13 protein-coding genes and 1 pseudogene are annotated in these 16,839 nt (G+C 71.9%); 7 read left to right on the forward strand and 7 right to left on the reverse strand.

Features of this window, described 5'->3' with window-relative positions; genetic code table 11:
- Positions 1-6: 6 nt before the first annotated feature.
- The 3 genes from SRB17_RS10810 to SRB17_RS10820 are packed head-to-tail and all read right to left on the reverse strand — an operon-like array spanning position 7 to position 3,823.
- Entirely contained in the window at positions 7-861 is an 855-nt protein-coding gene (locus SRB17_RS10810; RefSeq protein ID WP_153537142.1) for an FAD binding domain-containing protein, read from the reverse strand.
- The gene (locus SRB17_RS10815; RefSeq protein ID WP_153537144.1) at positions 858-3,335 is read right to left on the reverse strand and encodes a xanthine dehydrogenase family protein molybdopterin-binding subunit; all 2,478 of its coding nucleotides are present in this window, start codon (positions 3,333-3,335) and stop codon (positions 858-860) included. Before SRB17_RS10815 ends, SRB17_RS10810 begins: the two co-directional genes overlap by 4 nt.
- A complete protein-coding gene (locus SRB17_RS10820; RefSeq protein ID WP_153537146.1) occupies positions 3,332-3,823 on the reverse strand; it encodes a (2Fe-2S)-binding protein in 492 nt (163 codons plus the stop codon). Before SRB17_RS10820 ends, SRB17_RS10815 begins: the two co-directional genes overlap by 4 nt.
- A gap of 258 nt (positions 3,824-4,081) precedes the next feature.
- Between SRB17_RS10820 and SRB17_RS46090 the strand changes: the two genes are divergently transcribed.
- Positions 4,082-6,727, forward strand: a complete 2,646-nt coding sequence (locus SRB17_RS46090; RefSeq protein ID WP_323375276.1) for a GTP-binding protein — start codon at positions 4,082-4,084, stop codon at positions 6,725-6,727.
- Between the two features lie 82 nt (positions 6,728-6,809).
- Positions 6,810-8,678 (forward strand): cellulase family glycosylhydrolase, encoded by a 1,869-nt coding sequence (locus tag SRB17_RS10835; protein WP_153537148.1) that lies wholly within the window; start codon positions 6,810-6,812, stop codon positions 8,676-8,678.
- A gap of 67 nt (positions 8,679-8,745) precedes the next feature.
- On the opposite strand, the gene SRB17_RS10840 is transcribed toward SRB17_RS10835, so the two are convergent.
- A complete protein-coding gene (locus SRB17_RS10840) occupies positions 8,746-10,014 on the reverse strand; it encodes a YncE family protein (RefSeq protein ID WP_153537150.1) in 1,269 nt (422 codons plus the stop codon).
- Positions 10,015-10,165: 151 nt separating this feature from the next.
- Between SRB17_RS10840 and SRB17_RS10845 the strand changes: the two genes are divergently transcribed.
- Together SRB17_RS10845 and SRB17_RS10850 are read left to right on the forward strand one after the other, a co-directional pair.
- The gene (locus SRB17_RS10845) at positions 10,166-10,828 is read left to right on the forward strand and encodes a TetR/AcrR family transcriptional regulator (RefSeq protein WP_323375277.1); all 663 of its coding nucleotides are present in this window, start codon (positions 10,166-10,168) and stop codon (positions 10,826-10,828) included.
- Between the two features lie 761 nt (positions 10,829-11,589).
- On the forward strand, positions 11,590-12,615 hold the full coding sequence (locus SRB17_RS10850; RefSeq protein ID WP_153537153.1) for an alcohol dehydrogenase: 1,026 nt from the start codon (positions 11,590-11,592) through the stop codon (positions 12,613-12,615).
- Positions 12,616-12,643: 28 nt separating this feature from the next.
- On the opposite strand, the gene SRB17_RS10855 is transcribed toward SRB17_RS10850, so the two are convergent.
- Positions 12,644-13,873: a glycosyltransferase gene (locus SRB17_RS10855; protein WP_153538222.1), complete on the reverse strand. Its 1,230-nt coding sequence runs from the start codon at positions 13,871-13,873 to the stop codon at positions 12,644-12,646.
- Positions 13,874-14,197: 324 nt separating this feature from the next.
- On the opposite strand from SRB17_RS10855, the gene SRB17_RS10860 reads away from it, so the two are divergent.
- From SRB17_RS10860 to SRB17_RS10865, 3 genes are all read left to right on the forward strand, one after another.
- Positions 14,198-14,938: an alpha/beta hydrolase gene (locus tag SRB17_RS10860; RefSeq protein ID WP_323375278.1), complete on the forward strand. Its 741-nt coding sequence runs from the start codon at positions 14,198-14,200 to the stop codon at positions 14,936-14,938.
- 64 nt (positions 14,939-15,002) lie between these two features.
- On the forward strand, positions 15,003-15,125 hold the full coding sequence (locus SRB17_RS47545; protein WP_267133419.1) for a hypothetical protein: 123 nt from the start codon (positions 15,003-15,005) through the stop codon (positions 15,123-15,125).
- Between the two features lie 158 nt (positions 15,126-15,283).
- Positions 15,284-15,598, forward strand: a complete 315-nt coding sequence (locus tag SRB17_RS10865; RefSeq protein WP_153537155.1) for a hypothetical protein — start codon at positions 15,284-15,286, stop codon at positions 15,596-15,598.
- Between the two features lie 14 nt (positions 15,599-15,612).
- Here the strand turns inward: SRB17_RS10865 and SRB17_RS10870 are convergent, their stop codons facing one another.
- Together SRB17_RS10870 and SRB17_RS10875 are read right to left on the reverse strand one after the other, a co-directional pair.
- A complete protein-coding gene (locus SRB17_RS10870; protein WP_153537157.1) occupies positions 15,613-15,948 on the reverse strand; it encodes a hypothetical protein in 336 nt (111 codons plus the stop codon).
- Positions 15,945-16,823: pseudogene (locus SRB17_RS10875) on the reverse strand (cytochrome c oxidase subunit I); the annotation flags it as partial. The pseudogene SRB17_RS10875 and the gene SRB17_RS10870, both read right to left, overlap by 4 nt.
- Positions 16,824-16,839: the final 16 nt, after the last annotated feature.

Genomic DNA, 16,839 nt, shown 5'->3' on the forward strand with positions numbered 1-16,839 from the left:
CGGCACTCACCCCATTCCCGCGGCGGTCAGCACCGCCCGCCGGGTCAGCACCCGCGCCAGATGCTGCCGGTACTCGGGCGAGGCGGACAGGTCCCGCGCCGGCCGGGTCCCGTCCGCCGCCGCCTCGGCGGCCCGGGCCACGGCCTCCGGGCCGTCGGCGCCCGCCAGTGCCTCCTCCGCGGCGCTCGCCCGGAGGGGGGTCGCACCCATGTTGGTGAGCCCGACGCGTGCCTCGGCGATCCGCCCGTCGTCGCGCCGTACCAGCGCGGCGACGCCGACGACGGCCCACGACTGGGCGACCGGGTGGAACTTCTCGTAGTGGAACCCCCAGCCGTCCGTCTTCGGGATCCGCACCTCCAGCAGCAGTTCCTCGGCGGCGAGCGCCGACTCCAGATAGTCCACGAAGAACTCGCGCGCGGCGATGGTGCGGTGCCCGGCGGGCCCGGCCACGACCAGCTCGGCGTCCAGGGCCAGCGCCACGGCGGGCAGGTCCCCGGCCGGGTCGGCGTGGGCGAGCGAGCCACCGAGGGTGCCCCGATGCCGGACGGCAGGGTCGGCCACCGTGGCCGTCGCCTGCGCCAGCAGCCCGGCGTGCCGGCGCACCAGCGGGTCGTGCACCACCTCGTGGTGCGTGGTCAGCGCGCCGATGACGAGCGTGTCACCGTCCTCGCGGACCCCACGCAGCTCGGGGATCCGGCCGACGTCCACGAGCAGTTCCGGGAAGGCCAGCCGCAGCCGCAGCAGCGGCACCAGGCTCTGCCCGCCGGCCAGCACCTTCGCCTCCTCGCCCGCGTCCGCGAGCGCGCGTACCGCGTCGTCCACGCTGTCCGGACGGGTGTACTCGAACGCGGGGGGAATCATGCCGAACCCTCCTCACCCGGCTGCCCGTACTGACCCGGCTCGCCGGCCCGCACCGCCTGACCTGCCTGCCCGGACTGCGCGGGCCCGGTCCCGGCGGACCCGCCGGCCGCACCGGACCGCGCCTCCTCGATGGCCTGCCACACCCGGTGCGGCGAGCACGGCATCCGCACGTCCCGCACGCCGAGCGGCCTCAGCGCGTCCACGACGGCGTTGACCACGGCGGGTGTCGACGCGATCGTCCCCGCCTCGCCCACGCCCTTGACGCCGAGGGCGTTCGAGGCCGCCGGTGTCTCCGTCCGGTCGGTGACGAAGTCCGGCAGATCGGCCGCCGACGGCACGAGGTAGTCGGCCATGGTGCCGGACAGGAGGTTGCCGTCGTCGTCGTACACGGCCTCCTCGTACAGCGCCTGCGCGATGCCCTGCGCGAGCCCGCCGTGCACCTGCCCCTCGACGATCATCGGGTTGACGACCCGGCCGACGTCGTCGACGCAGACGTACGACCTGATGCGCGTCCGCCCGGTCTCCGTGTCCACCTCGACCGCGCACAGGTGGGTGCCGTGCGGGTAGGAGAAGTTCTCCGGGTCCACGACGTGCTCGGCGTTGATCGTGGGCTCGACGCCGTCGGGCAGGTCGTGGTTGGTGAACGTCTCGAAGGCGATCTCCTGGATGGTCCTACGGGCTTCCGGCGAGCCCTTGACGGAGAACACGCCGTCGCTGAACTGAAGGTCCTGCTCGCTCGCCTCCAGCAGATGGGCGGCGACCTTTCGCGCCTTCTCGACCACCGACTTCGCCGCCCGGTGCACGGCCTCGCCGCCGACCGCCAGCGACCGCGAGCCGTAGGTGTCCATGCCCTGCGGGGCCGACCTGGTGTCGCCGTGCACCACTTCGACGTCCTCGAAGGGCACGCCGAGCACGTCCGCCGCGATCTGGCTCCAGCAGGTCTCGTGGCCCTGTCCGTGCGGGCTGGTGCCGGTGACCACCTCGACCTTGCCGGTGGGCAGCATGCGGATGCTCGCCGCCTCCCAGCCGCCGGCGCCGTACCTGAGGTCGCGCAGCACCCGGCTCGGCGCGAGCCCGCACATCTCGGTGTACGTCGACACGCCGATGCCGAGCCGCACCGGGTCGCCGCGCTCGTTGCGCTTGTGCTGCTCGGCGCGCAGGTCGTCGTACCCGAACAGGGCGAGCGCCTTGTCGGTGGCCGCCTCGTAGTTGCCGCTGTCGTAGGTCAGCCCGGCGATCGTGGTGTACGGGAACTCCTCGTGCCGGATCCAGTTGCGCCGGCGCAACTCCACTGGATCCAGGCCGAGTTCCGCGGCCAGCTCGTCCATGATCCGCTCGATGGCGAAGGTCGCCTCGGGGCGTCCCGCGCCGCGGTAGGCGTCGGTGGGCGTGCGCGTGGTGAAGACGCCGGTACAGGTGAAGTCGTAGGCGTCCATCTTGTAGATCCCCGGGTACATGAAGGCGCCGAGGATCGGGATGCCGGGGGTGACGAGCATCAGATAGGCGCCCATGTCGGCGAGCAGGTCGACCTTGAGACCGAGCAGCCTCCCCTCGCGGGTGGCGGCGATCTCCACGTCCTGGATCATGCCGCGGCCGTGGTGGGTGGCGAGGGCGCCCTCGGAGCGGGACTCGGTCCACTTCACCGGCCGGCCGAGCTTCCGGGCGACCGCCAGCGCGAGGGCCTCCTCGCCGTACACCTGGAGCTTGGAGCCGAAACCGCCGCCGACGTCCGGGGCGATGACACGGAGCTTGTGCTCGGGGATCCCGGTGACCGTGGACAGCATGATCCGCAGGATGTGCGGGATCTGGGTCGCCGAGTAGAGCGTGTACTCGCCGGAGGCGGCGAGCGGGGTGACGACCACCGCGCGCGGCTCCATCGCGTTGGGGATCAGCCGCTGCTGGTGGTAGCGGCGCTTCAGCGTCACCTCGGCGCGGTCCCGCACCGCGGCGAAGCTCTCGCCGGTGGCCAGCGGCCAGGTGTAGCAGCGGTTGGTGCCCTTGTCGGTGTGGACGAGCGGGGCGCCCTCCGCCAGCGCGGCCTCCAGGTCGAGGACCGGGGGCAGCGGGTCGTAGTCGACCTCGATCGCCTCCAGGGCGTCGGCGGCCGCGTACCGGTCGCGGGCCACCACGACCGCCACCGGGTCGCCCGCGTAGCGGACCTCGTCGACGGCGACCGGCGGGTGGTCGGGCAGCACGATGTCCTCGGTCACCGGCCAGGCGCAGGGCAGCGAACCCAGCCCTTCGGCGAGGTCGGCGCCACTGAACGCCGCGACGACACCGGGGCGTTCGAGGGCGGGGGAGACGTCGACGCGGGTGACGCGGGCGTGGGCCATGGGGCTGCGCAGGATCGCCAGGTGCAGCAGTCCGGCCACCTGGATGTTGTCGGTCCAGTTGGTCTGGCCGGTGATCAGCCGGGCGTCCTCCTTGCGCAGCCGGCGGCGCCCGACCTCGCGTTCGACGGCCTGGTCGGTCATGCCGTGACCTCCTCGGCGGCCGCGGGAGCCTCCTGCCCGGACGCGGCGAGCACCGCCCGGACGATGTTCTGGTAACCGGTGCAGCGGCAGAGGTTGCCCTCCAGGGCGTGGCGGACCTCGTCCGGGCCGGGGTGCGGGTTCTCGCGCAGCAGATCGCGGGCGGCCATGATCATGCCCGGGGTGCAGTAGCCGCACTGCAGCCCGTGCTGCTCGTGGAAGGCGCGCTGCAGCGCCGTCCACTCGCCGTCCTCGGCGAGGCCCTGGATCGTGGTCACCGCGCAGCCGTCCGCCTGGACGGCGAGCACCGAGCAGCTCTTCGCGCTGGTTCCGTCCAGGTCGACCGTGCAGGCGCCGCAGTTGGAGGTGTCGCAGCCGATCGGGGTGCCGGTGAGGCCGAGGCGGTCGCGCAGGTAGTGGGCCAGGAGGAGACGGGGCTCCACGTCGTCCTCGTACGTCGTGCCGTCCACGTTCACCGAGATGTGGGTCATGGGCCCTCCAGACCGAGCGGGAGAGGGTTTTCAGCCAGGGATTTTTAGCGGGACGTGATGTAGGTCACCCTACGACCGCGCTCTGGTCACGGCGAGTGCTGTGACGGGCATTTGTTGAGCGTTAATCCATTGCTGTCGGGTGCCGGTGTCTGCTGCACTGCGCGGTACCCGTCGTCACACAGAGAGGACCAGCGATGCGCGCTGCGTGCATGTCCACCCAGGAAGGAATCCGCCTCGTGCCGAAGGACATCACGCTCAGTGCATCTGCTCAATCTCGGAATTCTCGCGCATGTCGACGCCGGTAAGACCAGCCTGACCGAACGGCTGCTGCACACCGCCGGAGTGATCGACGAGGTCGGCAGTGTCGACGCCGGCAGCACCGCCACCGACACCCTCGCGCTGGAGCGGCAGCGCGGCATCACCATCAAGTCCGCCGTCGTCTCGTTCCCGCTCGACGGCGTCACCGTCAACCTCATCGACACCCCCGGTCACCCGGACTTCATCGCCGAGGTCGAGCGGGTGCTGGGCGTGCTCGACGGCGCCGTGCTGGTCGTCTCGGCCGTCGAGGGCGTCCAGGCACAGACGAGGGTGCTGATGCGTACCCTGCGCCGGCTGCGGATCCCCACGCTGATCTTCGTGAACAAGATCGACCGGCGGGGCGCGGACGGCTCCGCCGTGCTCGACCGGATGGCCCGCAGGCTCTCCGTACCGCTCGTCCCGATGGGGGCGACGGCGGCACTCGGCACGCCCACCGCGCGTTTCGTCCCCGGCCTCGGACCGGCCGCACTGGACGCGCTCGCCGACCACGACGACGACCTGCTGGCCGCCTACCTCGACGGCGGGGTGTCCGACGCCCGCCTGCGCACCGCCCTCGCCGCCCAGACCCGGCGCGCACTGGTCCATCCGGTGTACTTCGGCTCTGCCATCACCGGAGCGGGCGTGCCCGAGCTGACTCTCGGCATCGAGCACCTGCTGCCCGCCGCCGACGGCGATCCGGCAGGTCCCCTGTCGGCCACGGTCTTCAAGGTCGAACGCGGCCCGGCGGGCGAGAAGGCGGCCTACGCCCGCATCTTCACCGGCACCCTGCACGTCCGCGACCGGGTGCCGTTCGGTGGCGGGGGAGAGGGGGGCGCCGCCGCGGCCGACGGCTGGGCGGAGGGCCGGGGCGCTGACGCTCGGGTGGAGGGCTGGGGTGCTGGTGGTCGGGTGGAGGGCTGGGGTGCTGGTGGTCGGGTGGAGGGCTGGGGTGCTGATGGTCGGGTGGAGGGCTGGGGTGCTGATGGTCGGGTGGAGGGCTGGGGTGCTGACGCTCGGGTGGAGGGTCGGGGTGCTGATGGTCGGGTGAAGGGTCGGGGTGCCGACGGCCGGCTGCAGGGCGGGAGTGCCGGTGGCCGTTCGGAGGGCCGAAGTGCCGGTGGTCGGGTGGAGGGTCGTAGCGCCGACGGCCGGCTGCAGGGCCGAAGCGCCGGTGGCCGTTCGGAGGGCGGGAGCGTCGGTGGCGGTTCGGAGGGCCGAAGTGCCGGTGGCCGTTCGGAGGGCGGGAGCGCCGGTGGCGGTTCGGAGGGCGGTAGTGCCGACGGTCGTTCGGAGGAGGGTGTCTCCGATGGTCGTGGGGCGGCCCCGGTGCTCGGTGGCCGCGGGAACGGCCTGGCGCTGGGCGATCGCTCGGAGGGGCTGGGCGGCGACGCTCCGTCGGTGCCCCGTGGCGCCCGGCGCACGGAGGGCCGGGGCGCGGGCGACCGCTCGGAAGGGCTCGGCCTCGGCGGACCGGCGGCAGGCCGAGGTGTACGGCGTCGGGCCGAGGCACGTGTCACAGCGCTCAGCGTGTTCGAGCACGGCACCGACGTCCGGCAGGACAGCGCCGGGGCCGGGCGGATCGTGAAGGTGTGGGGGCTCGGTGGCGTCCGGATCGGTGACGCGCTCGGGCGACCCGGGAGGGCGTACACGCACCACTTCGCGCCGCCCACCCTGGAGACGGTCGTCGTGCCCGGTCCCGGCGCCGACCGGCGCTCGCTGCACCTCGCGCTCACCCAACTCGCCGAACAGGACCCGCTCATCGGGGTCCGGCACGACGAACTGCGCGGAGAGACCTCCGTGTCCCTCTACGGCGAGGTGCAGAAGGAGGTGATCCAGGCCACCCTCGCCGAGGAGTACGGCTTGGACGTCGGCTTCCGCGAGACGACGACCCTGTGCATCGAACGGCCCGTCGGCGCCGGGCACGCCGTGGAGTTCAACAAGAAGGACGCCAACCCGTTCCTCGCCACCGTCGGCCTGCGGGTCGAGCCCGCACCGCCCGGATCGGGCGTGCGGTTCCGGCTGGAGGTGGAGCTGGGCTCGATGCCGTACGCCTTCTTCAAGGCCGTCGAGGACACCGTCCGGGAAACCCTCGGCCAGGGACTGCACGGCTGGCGGATCCCGGACTGCACGGTCACCATGACCCACTCCGGTTACTCACCCCGGCAGAGTCACGCCCACCAGGGCTTCGACAAGAGCATGTCGAGCACCGGGTACGACTTCCGGGGCCTGACCCCGCTGGTCCTCACCGCGGCGCTGCGCCGGGCGGGCACCCGGGTGCACGAGCCCATGCACCGTTTCCTGCTCGAGGCCCCGGCGGACACGCTCGGCGCGCTGCTCCCGGTGCTCGCCCGCCTGGGCGCCGTACCCGAGACCACCGGCGCGCACGGCGCGCTCTGTGTGCTTCAGGGCACGGTGCCGGTCGCCCGGGTGCACGAGCTGGAGCAGCGGCTGCCCGGGCTCACCCGGGGCGAGGGAGAGCTGGAGACGGCCTTCGACCACTACGCGCCGGTCACTCGCGGCACGGTCCCGGAGCGGCCGCGCACCGACCACAACCCGCTGAACCGGAAGGAGTACCTGCTCAACGTGACCCGTCGGGTGAGGGACTGAACGCGGAAGCTGACTACTGGGCAACTTACTGGTGAGTCAGAAGGTGTTGACGCTGTCCGGACATCGTCGGACTGTGGTGGACATGCCGAATATCCGGGTGCGTCTGCTGGTCGTACTGGTCGTCCTCAGTGGATTCCTGGCGGTGGCGGGCCTCCCGCCCGCCACCGCCGCCGCTCCCGCCCTCCCCGCCGACTCCCTCTGGTTCGACGGCGCCCCGCTCACCGTGCAGGGCGGCCGCTTCACCGACGGCCAGGGGCGCGAGATCGTCCTGCGCGGCTACAACGTCTCCGGTGAGACCAAGCTGGAGGAGAACGGCGGCCTGCCCTTCGCCTCGGTCGCCGACGCGAGGAAGTCCGCGACCGCGCTGCGCGCCCTCGGCGGCGCGAACACGGTGCGCTTGCTGCTCTCCTGGGCGCACGCCGAACCCGTGCGCGGAGCGGTGGACACCGGCTATCTGGCCGCCGTCACCGAGCAGATGCGCGCCTTCCTGGACGCGGGCATCCGCGTCTTCCCCGATTTCCACCAGGACCTGTACTCCCGCTACCTGTTCAACACCGGCAGCTGGTACACGGGTGACGGCGCCCCCAAGTGGGCGGTGGACGCCGGGGGTTACCCGGCCGAGTCCTGCGGCATCTGCCTCTTCTGGGGCCAGAACATCACCCAGAACGCGGCCGTGCAGAAGGCCCAGTACGACTTCTGGCACAACGCCCACGGCCTCCAGGACGCCTTTCTCGCCACCGCGCAGACGACCATGGCCTACCTCCAACAGCACCTGAACGCGGCCGAGTTCGCGGGCATCGCCGGATTCGACCCGTACAACGAGCCCTACGCCGGCAGTTACGACTCCGGGCAGACCTCCCGCACCTGGGAGCGGGACCTGCTGTGGCCGTTCTACGAGAGGTTCCGCGCCCGCATGGACGCCGCCGGCTGGCGGGACAAGCCCGCCTTCGTCGAGCCCAATCTCTTCTGGAACGCCAACATCTCCACCCAGAAACAGGAGGGCGGCCTCCTGGACGCGGGCACGCTCAGCCCCGGTTACGTCTTCAACACCCACTTCTACGACCAGAAGGCCATCTCCGGCATCCTCATGTGGGGCAAGGCCGCCGACGGACAGTACGCCTCCGACTTCGCCGCCGTGCGCGACCGCGCCGCATCCGCCGGCACCGCGGCTGTGGTCAGCGAGTTCGGCCACCCGCTGTCCGGCACGGTCTCCGACAAGGCGCCGACCGTCCTGAAGGCCATGTACCAGGCCCTCGACTCCCGCCTGCCGGGCGCGAGTTGGTGGACGAACCCGGCGGCCTCCGGTCCGGTGCTCTCCGGCACCCAGTGGCAGTGGGACCTCTACAACGGCCGGCACCACGAGCTGATGAACGGCAACCCCGACAAGGTGCGCACCTCCGGCGACGCCTGGAACGACGAGGATCTCTCCGCCGTCCGCCTGGACGACTCCGGCACCGTGACCCTGCGTCAGGACGCCCGCCTGCTGGACCGCCTCTACCCGAGCGCCACGGCCGGTACGGCCCTCGCCTTCACCTACGAGGACCGCTCCCGCGACGGCTCCACCACCCTCACCTGGAACCCGGTGCCGAGTTCCCTGCCGAACGTCTCCCGACTCGTGGGCTCCGGCCGGTACGGGCTGCTGGTGTGGCGCTCCGGCGACGGCACCGCACCCACCGAACTGCATCTGCCGGCGACCTTCCCCGCCGCGTCCACCACCGTCGTCTCCGACCTGGGCACGGTCTACGCTCCGCCCGCCTACACCGGCGCCGCGACCCCGGTCGCCGTCGCCCCAGAGCCCGGCGGCACCGGCAGCCGCCGGCTGCTGCTCACCGACACGGACTCCGGTGCGCTGCACTACGCGCTCGTGACCGACGGAGCCACCGCGCCCTCCGCGGACCTGCTGGCCGCGGCCCGGTCCGAGCTGGCCGCGTGGGCGTCGGCGCACTTCTGAGACCTGCCGGCGGGAGCCGTACGGCCCCCGGGGAGGAGTGGGGTCACCCCCGGAGGCCGTACGGCGCTCAACTCCCGCTCGGACCGGTCCAGTCGGCCTGGACGTGCCCCAGCCGGACGCGCTGCGGATGGTCGCCGACCGGCACCGACAGCACCTTCTGGCCGGTGGCGAAGTCGATGGCGGTGACCTGGTCGGCGCCGGCCTCGGAGATGACGCAGTCCTTGCCGTCGCCGCTCACGGTCGCCCAGTACGGTGTCGACGCGGTGACGAGCGGGCCGACGTCGAAGGAGGCCCGGTCGACCACGGTGGCGTAGTTGTCCATCGTCCCGGCGACGCACAGCTTGGTGCCCTCGGGGTTCATCGAGATGCCGTGGTGGCGCGAGTCCAGCAGCCAGGTGGTGCGGTCGGGGTTGGTCGCCGGGTTCTCCGGCAGTGTCTTCACCCGGGTGATCTTGTCCGCCGCCACGTCGTACTCCAGGAAGCCGTTGAAGAACGACACCTGGAAGTACAGCTTGGACCAGTCGGGGGTGAACGCGGCGGGCCGGACGGCGTCGGAGAAGTCCTTCAGGCCGGCCGCGTCCAGCCGGTCCCGCATGTCGATGGTTCTGACCTGCTTGAACGTGGTCGCGTCGACGATCGTGAGGTGCCGGTCGCCCTTGGTCCAGTCCCAGCCCGGGTCGTCGAGGGAGGTGGTCACCTCGCCGATGGACATGTTCCAGATGTACTTGCCGCCGTTGGTGAAGAAGTTCTCGTGCGGCTTGTCACCGGTACCGAACTCACCCAGTTCCGCACCGGTGTCGATGTCCAGCACCTGCACCTTGTTCGCGGTCGACGCCGAGACGGCGACCTTGGTGCCGTCGGGCGAGACCGCCATGTGATCGGCGCGGTAACCGGCCACCGGGAAACGCCAGTTGATCCTGTCGGTGGCCAGGTCGATGGAGACGACGTCGGCGAAGCTGGGCCGGGAGACGACCACGGACTTTCCGTCGGGCGTGGAGTACATGTCGTCCACGTACTGGTCGTGTCCCTCGCCGACCTGGTTGCGGATGGACGTGTAGTAGATCCACTTGATCGGGTCGGCGTTGATCTCGGTCAGCCGCTCCGCCTTGTCGGGTACGACGTTGATCCGGCCGATCTTCGCGAAGTCGCCGGAGGACTTGATGACGTCGGCGGTGCCGTCCCAGTTGTTGCCGACGAACAGCACCTCACGCAGACCGTCGGAGGTGCCGCTCGCGGCGGAGGCGGCGATTGCGGCGGAGGCGGTCGCCGGGCCGGCGACGGTCAGGGCGAGGGCGGCGGCCACGGAGCACAGGTGCCTGGTTCTGGAGGCAGGCATGACTGCTCTCTTTCCTCGGGGGAATGTGCGGGGAATCTGAACACGGGCGCATTCACAGTGAACTTACTGAAAAGTAAGGAAGAGGCGGGCTGCTCGACAAGATGTGTGCACGACAAGATTGGGTGACCGGTGGCGGACGGAGGGGGAACACGTGGCGGGCAGGATCAAGGCGCCGACGGGCCGCTACGGCGGCAGATCCGCCGAGGAACGGCAGGCCGAGCGGCGCCGGCGGTTCCTGGACGCGGCCCTGGAGCTGTTCGGTGGCGCGCCCGGCTACCGGGGCACCACGGTCGCCGCCCTGAGCCAGGCCGCCGGCCTGTCGACCCGCCAGTTCTACGAGGAGTTCCGCACCCTGGAGGACGCCCTCGCCGCGCTGCACCTGAAGGTCAACGGCTGGGCCGAACAGGCGGTGCTGGACGCCCTCGCCACGGCGGAGGGACTGCCACTGGCGGAGCGGGCCGGCGTGCTCTTCCGGGCCTACGCCCGCGACGTCACCTCCGACCCGCGCCGCATCCGCATCACCTTCGTGGAGATCGTCGGCGTCAGCCCCCGCCTGGAGGAGCAGCGACTGGCCCGCCGGGCCCGCTGGATCGACCTCATCCGCGCCGAGGCGGACGCGGCCGTGGCACGCGGGGAGGCGGCGCCCCGCGACTACCGCCTCGCCGCGACCGCCTTCATCGGCAGCGTCAACGGCCTGCTGCACGACTGGAGCACCGGCTGGGTGGACGCCTCGCTGGACGAGGTGGTGGACGAGCTGGTGCGGCTGCTGCTCGGCATGCTCAGACCGGAGAACTGGCGGGCCCATGGCGTGTGACAGCGGCCACCGGCCCGACTGGCGGCTGGGTCTCGCTTGGGTACCCCGGGCTCATGGCGCGCGCCGTGGTGCGGCCCGGGCTCGGTCGCGCGGCCTTTGCCTCGGCTGGCCTGGGCTTCGGTTCAATGGCCCGGGCTCGGTCGGGTGGTGCGCGTCTTGGTGCGGCCCGGGTCCTCTGTCCGCGGTCTTGGTCTCGGTCGGGTGGTCCGTGCCTCGGTCCCGATCCGGGCCTCGGTCCGGTGACCTTGGTCTTGGTTGGGTGGTCCGTGCCTCGGGCCGGCGTGGGCTTCGGTTCGGTGGCCCGGGCTCGGTCGGGTGGTGCGCGTCTTGGTGCGGCCCGGGCCTTCTGTCCGCGGTCTTGGTCTCGGTCGGGTGGTCCGTGCCTCGGGCTGGCGTGGGCTTCTTTTCGGTGGCCCGGGTTCGGTCGGTGGTGCGCGTCTTGGTGCGGCCCGGGCCTTCTGTCCGCGGTCTTGGTCTTGGTCGGGTGGTCCGTGCCTCGGTGCGGCCCGCGCCTCAGTCCGGCGGCTCGGGGCTCGGTCGGGTGGTGCGCGTCTTGGTGCGGCCCGGGCGGCCCCGGCCTCGGGTAGGCGGACCGCACCCCGGAGCCGGTGGCCGGACCCCGGAGCCGACGTCCGGACCGTGGGCCGATGCCGCGCACGCCGGGCGGGGTCCTCATGGGCCCCGGGGCTCGACGCGCGCGATGGGGCCGGAACTGGTGTGCTGGATCGGGGGACCGTCGTACCCGTTCTCCGGAGAAGCGCATGAGTACGTATCGAGTCGCGCAGGTGACCGCCCCGAACGGCAGGTTCGAGCTGGTCGAACGAGAGATGCCGCAGCCCGGGCCCGGCCAGGTGAGGATCGCCGTGGAGGCGTGCGGGGTCTGCCACAGTGACGCCCTCTTCGTGAGCGGCGCACTACCGGGCGTGACGTTCCCCGAGGTGCCCGGGCACGAGATCGCCGGACACATCGAGGAACTCGGCCAGGACGTGCGGGAACGGGGCTGGAAGGTCGGTGACCGGGTGGCGGTCGGCTGGTTCGGCGGCAGCTGCGGGCACTGCACCCCGTGCCGGCGGGGCGACTTCATCGTGTGTCCGAACCTGAAGGTCCCGGGGTGGGCGTACGACGGGGGCTTCGGCGCGCAGGTGGTCGCGCCGGCCGACGCCCTCGCCCGGATCCCGGAAGGCCTGTCGGCGGCCGATGCGGGCCCCATGGCCTGCGCGGGCGTGACGACGTTCAACGGGCTGCGGCGCAGCTCGGCCCGGCCGGGAGACCTGGTCGCCGTGCTCGGCCTCGGCGGTCTGGGGCACCTCGGGGTGCAGTACGCCGTCGCGATGGGCTTCGAGACCGTGGCGATCGCCCGGGGCGCCGAGAAGGCCGACTTCGCCAAGCAGCTGGGGGCCCACCACTACGTCGACAGCACCTCCGGCACCCCGGTCGCCGAGGCGCTGCAGTCCCTCGGCGGCGCCCAGGCCGTCCTGGCCACCGCCGGGAGCTCCGACGCCATCACGGCCACCGTGGACGGGCTGGCGCCCCGCGGCGAGCTGGTGGCCATCGGGGCGGACACCGCGCCGATGGGCATCAGTCCGGCGCAGCTGCTCATGGCCGCCCGGGTCGTCCGTGGTCACCCGTCCGGCACCTCGCAGGACGTCGAGGACACCATGGCCTTCAGCGCCCTGCACGGGATCCGCCCGATGACCGAGACCGTGCCGCTGGACGACGCGGACACGGCTTACCAGAAGATGCTCGCCGGCAAGGCCCGCTTCCGGATGGTCCTCACCTACGGCTGACCCGTGAGAGCCGGCTCCGGCCGGCTCGTCAGCCGCCGAGTCGCTCCAGTGCCTCGATTACCGGGGCGGCGCCGTCCTCGTCGCGGATCCGGGCGCCCAGGCGGCGCGCCCGCTCCCTGTACTCCGGCTCCCGGGTGGCCCGCACCAGGGCCGAGGCCAGCGCGTCCACGGTGAGCCGGCGCAGCGGTACGACGTCCGGGGCGACCCCCAGCGCGACCAGCCGGGCGGACCAGAACCCCGCGTCGAACTGGACCGGCACCGGCACGGCCGGCACCCCGGCGCGCAGCCCCGCCCCGGTGGTCCCCGCGCCCGCGTGATGAACCACCGCGGCCATCCGCGGGAAGAGCAGCGCGTGCGGCACGTCGTCGACGGTCAGCATGTCGTCGCCGGCGGCCGCGAGCCCGCCCCAGCCGCGCTGGATCACGCCGCGCAGCCCGGCTCGCCGCAGCGCCGCGACCACCTGGGCGCTGAGCCGGGCCGCGTCCGGCACGGTCGCGCTGCCCAGTCCGACGAAGACCGGCGCCGGCCCCGCGTCGAGGAACTCCCTTACCGGGTCCGGGAGTTCCACCTCCGCGTCGTACGGCCACCAGTAGCCGCTCACCGTGAGGCCGGTCCGCCAGTCCCCGGGCCTGGGCACCACCAGCGGGCTGAAGCCGTGGTGCACCGGCCAGTGCCGCCGCTCGCGGGACCGCCGCGCCGTGCCGGTGCGCATCGGGGACAGTCCGAGCCGGGCGCGCACGCCGGGAACGGTGGCCGCGAACACGTGCTCCACGGCGAGGCCCACACCGTGTCCGGCGAGCCGGTTGGCCGCAGCGCCCCAGTGCCCGCCGCCGAGCACGGGAGGCGCGAACTCGCCCGTTGCGGCGAGAGGTTGCAGATAGACGCCCATGCTCGGCACCCGCAGTCCCTCGGCGATCGTGTGCCCGAGGGGAGCCAGTGAGGCGGACAGCAGCAGGACCTCGGCGTCCCGGGCCGCGGTGAGCAGATCCTCGGTCATCCGCCCGACCAGCCGTCGCGCCAGGTCCACCACCCGCAGCAGCTTCCCGGCACCGCCGGCACTGCGGTGCAGGCCCCGGCCGCGCGGGGACTCCAGCTCCGCCCGGGGATCGACCGGCAGCGCGTGGAACCGTACGCCGGAGCCCGCCACCAGTGGTTCGAAGCGGGCGTGGGTGACCAGGGTGACCTCGTGCCCGGCCCGGGCGAGCCGGTGTCCCAGCCCGGTGTAGGGGGCCACATCACCCCGGGACCCCGCCGTCATGATCGCAACGCGCACGACGGTCAGTATGGCCGGTCCGTGCCTCGGAGGGGCCCAACGCTCCGACTCCGACGGCGGGTTCACACCTGTCGCAGCCGTTGACGTCCCCTCGGGCGGCTCTACCGTCGGCCCGAGACTCGTTCGGTTCACCGGCCCATGTCGGATTGATCCCGCTGGTCTGCTAGCCTTCCGGAGGCCGTGCGAGAGAACGAGGAGGTGGTACCCGTGAACACAGTATCGACATGGGTGCTCCCCTCCGGGGTCACGGTCGGGCGATAGGTCGTCGTCCGGGAGCGCCGTTCAAGCGAACTCCCGAAAGGCACGACCGTGCGATTCAGCTCTGAACAGCACCTCGACGACGGCGTCCTCGAACGCGAATTCACCCTCGGCGAGATCCCCGGCATCCTGTGGACGCCCGCGTCCGCATCAGCATCCGCACCGGTCCCGCTGATCCTGCTCGGCCACCCCCCGCTCGGACTGCACAAGATGTACCCCCGGCTGGTGACCCGGGCCCGGCACTCCGCGGCGGAGGGCTTCGCCGCGGCCACCATCGAACTCCCCGGGAGCGGTGACCGGCCGCGTTGGGCCGCCGTCGAGCAGGCGCGCGCCGACCTGCGCCGGGCCAGGGAGGCCGGCGAGCCGGTCGGCGACGAGATCATCAACGCCCTCATCCTCCCGCTCGTCGAAAAGTCGGTCCCGGAATGGCAGGCCGCCCTGGACGGCCTTCTCTCGCTGCCCGAGATCGGGGGCCCGGTCGGGTTCTCGGGAGGAGTGATCTCCATCGGCATCCGGTTGGCGGTGGTCGAGCCGCGCATCGTGGCCGCCGGCTTCTTCGCCGGTAGCTTCGTGCCCGCCGCCATGTTCGAGGAGGCACGCCGGGTCACCATTCCGCTGCATGTCCTGCTGCAGTGGGACGACGAAGGGAACGACCGGCAGGCGGCCCTGGACCTGTTCGACGCCTTCGGCTCCAAGGAGAAGACGCTGCACGCCAATATGGGCGGGCACACGGGCGTCCCGCAGTTCGCAGGGGAGGACGCGGCCGGGTTCTTCGCCCGGCATCTGCGCTAGTCACGGGCCGGCTCCGCCGCCGAGCGGGCCCGGGCAAACGTCCGTGACACAGGCTCAAGGTGCGATGGCACAGGACGTGGAGGTGCCGATGTACCTCCCACCCCGTCCGTTCGCCGCAGCACGCGTACGCCGGTGCCGCACCGCCGCCGTACGCGTGCTCGTCCCGGCCCTCACCGCGGCCGGCTGAGGCGGCGACGGCCCGCCAGATCCCGGTGCCTACCGCGCCGATGGGCTGGGCGTCCTGGAGCAGCTTCGCGGCGCGGCTGCGGCTCCTGCTGTCCGATCGGCCGCCCCGGACACCGGCAGCGAGGGCCACTACGACCAGGACATGCTTCAGTTCTCCAAATGGGGCTTCGACTTCGTCAACACCGAGGCGGCGAGCAGCGCCTACACCAACACGGCCGCCACGCCCGTCACCGCGACCCTCCGGGTGGACGGGAAGACCCCGACGACAGTCTCCTTCCGCCCACCGGCTCCGCCCAGGGCACGGTCTCGGTCCAGGCACACCTCACCGAGGGTGCAGTCAACTCCCTCACCTTCACCGGCGGTCCGGCCCTGGGCGGCATCACGGTCCACCCGATAGCCGGTACCGGCAACGGCGCATCGCTGGTGCTGTGGAGCCGCAACGGCGGCGACAACCAGAAGTGGTCCCGGACCTGATCCGGCGCCCTGCCCTACGCGGCGGACACCACCAGCAGGCCCGCCGCCGCGAGCACCGAACACCCCAGCAGCAGACAGGCCAGCAGCCGCTGCCGCAACGCCCGGTAGCGCGTCTCGTACGCCTGCCGCAGTTCCTCGGCGCGGTCGGCGGTGCGCCCCCACGACCGGCGGGACAGCGTCAGGTACTCCTCCTGGAACTCCCGCTCCAATGCCTCCCGTTGGACATCGGAGAGCCAGCCCAGCCGGGACGCGGTGCGCGCGGCCGCCGTACGGCCCTCCTGCCGTGCGGCGGCGAGCAGGAGATGGCCCTCGATCGCCCGGACGAGGGCCTGCTCCTCCTGCGCCGTCATCGTGCGCTCAACTGCCTCTGCCGACCGGGTGTTTCGGGGTGTTGCAGGTCGAACGCCGGGGATTCGCTGCGGATCCGCGGCAGGGTGCGGAAGTTGTGCCGCGGCGGCGGGCAGGAGGTCGCCCACTCCAGCGAACGGCCGTTGCCCCACGGGTCGTCGCTCTCCACCCGCTCGCCGTACTTGGCCGTCTTCCAGACGTTGTAGAAGAACGGGAGCATGGAGGAGCCGAGCAGGAAAGAGAAGATCGTCGAGACCGTGTTGAGCGTGGTGAGCCCCTCGACGGCGAGATAGTCGGGAATCCGGCGCTGCATCCCGTTCGTGCCCAGCCAGTGCTGGACCAGGAAGGTGCCGCGGAAGCCGACGAACAGCGTCCAGAAGGTGATCTTGCCGAGGCGTTCGTCCAGCATCTTGCCGGTCATCTTCGGCCACCAGAAGTGGAAGCCGGAGAACATGGCGAAGACGACCGTACCGAAGACCACGTAGTGGAAGTGGGCCACCACGAAATACGTGTCGGAGGTGGCGAAATCGATCGGCGGCGAGGCGAGCATGACACCGGTCAGACCACCGAAGACGAACGTCACGAGGAATCCCATCGCCCAGAGCATCGGTGTCTCGAAGGACAGCGAGCCCTTCCACATCGTGCCGATCCAGTTGAAGAACTTCACGCCGGTCGGTACGGCGATCAGGAACGTCATGAAGGAGAAGAACGGCAGCAGCACACCACCGGTGACGTACATGTGGTGGGCCCACACGGTCACGGACAGACCGGCGATGGAGATGGTCGCGGCGATCAGACCCATGTAGCCGAACATCGGCTTGCGGGAGAACACCGGGATGACTTCGCTGATGACGCCGAAGAACGGCAGCGCGATTAACGTCTGGATGCGCTGA

The sequence above is a fragment of the Streptomyces sp. RB17 genome, from assembly GCF_009604455.1.
GTDB lineage: Bacteria > Actinomycetota > Actinomycetes > Streptomycetales > Streptomycetaceae > Streptomyces.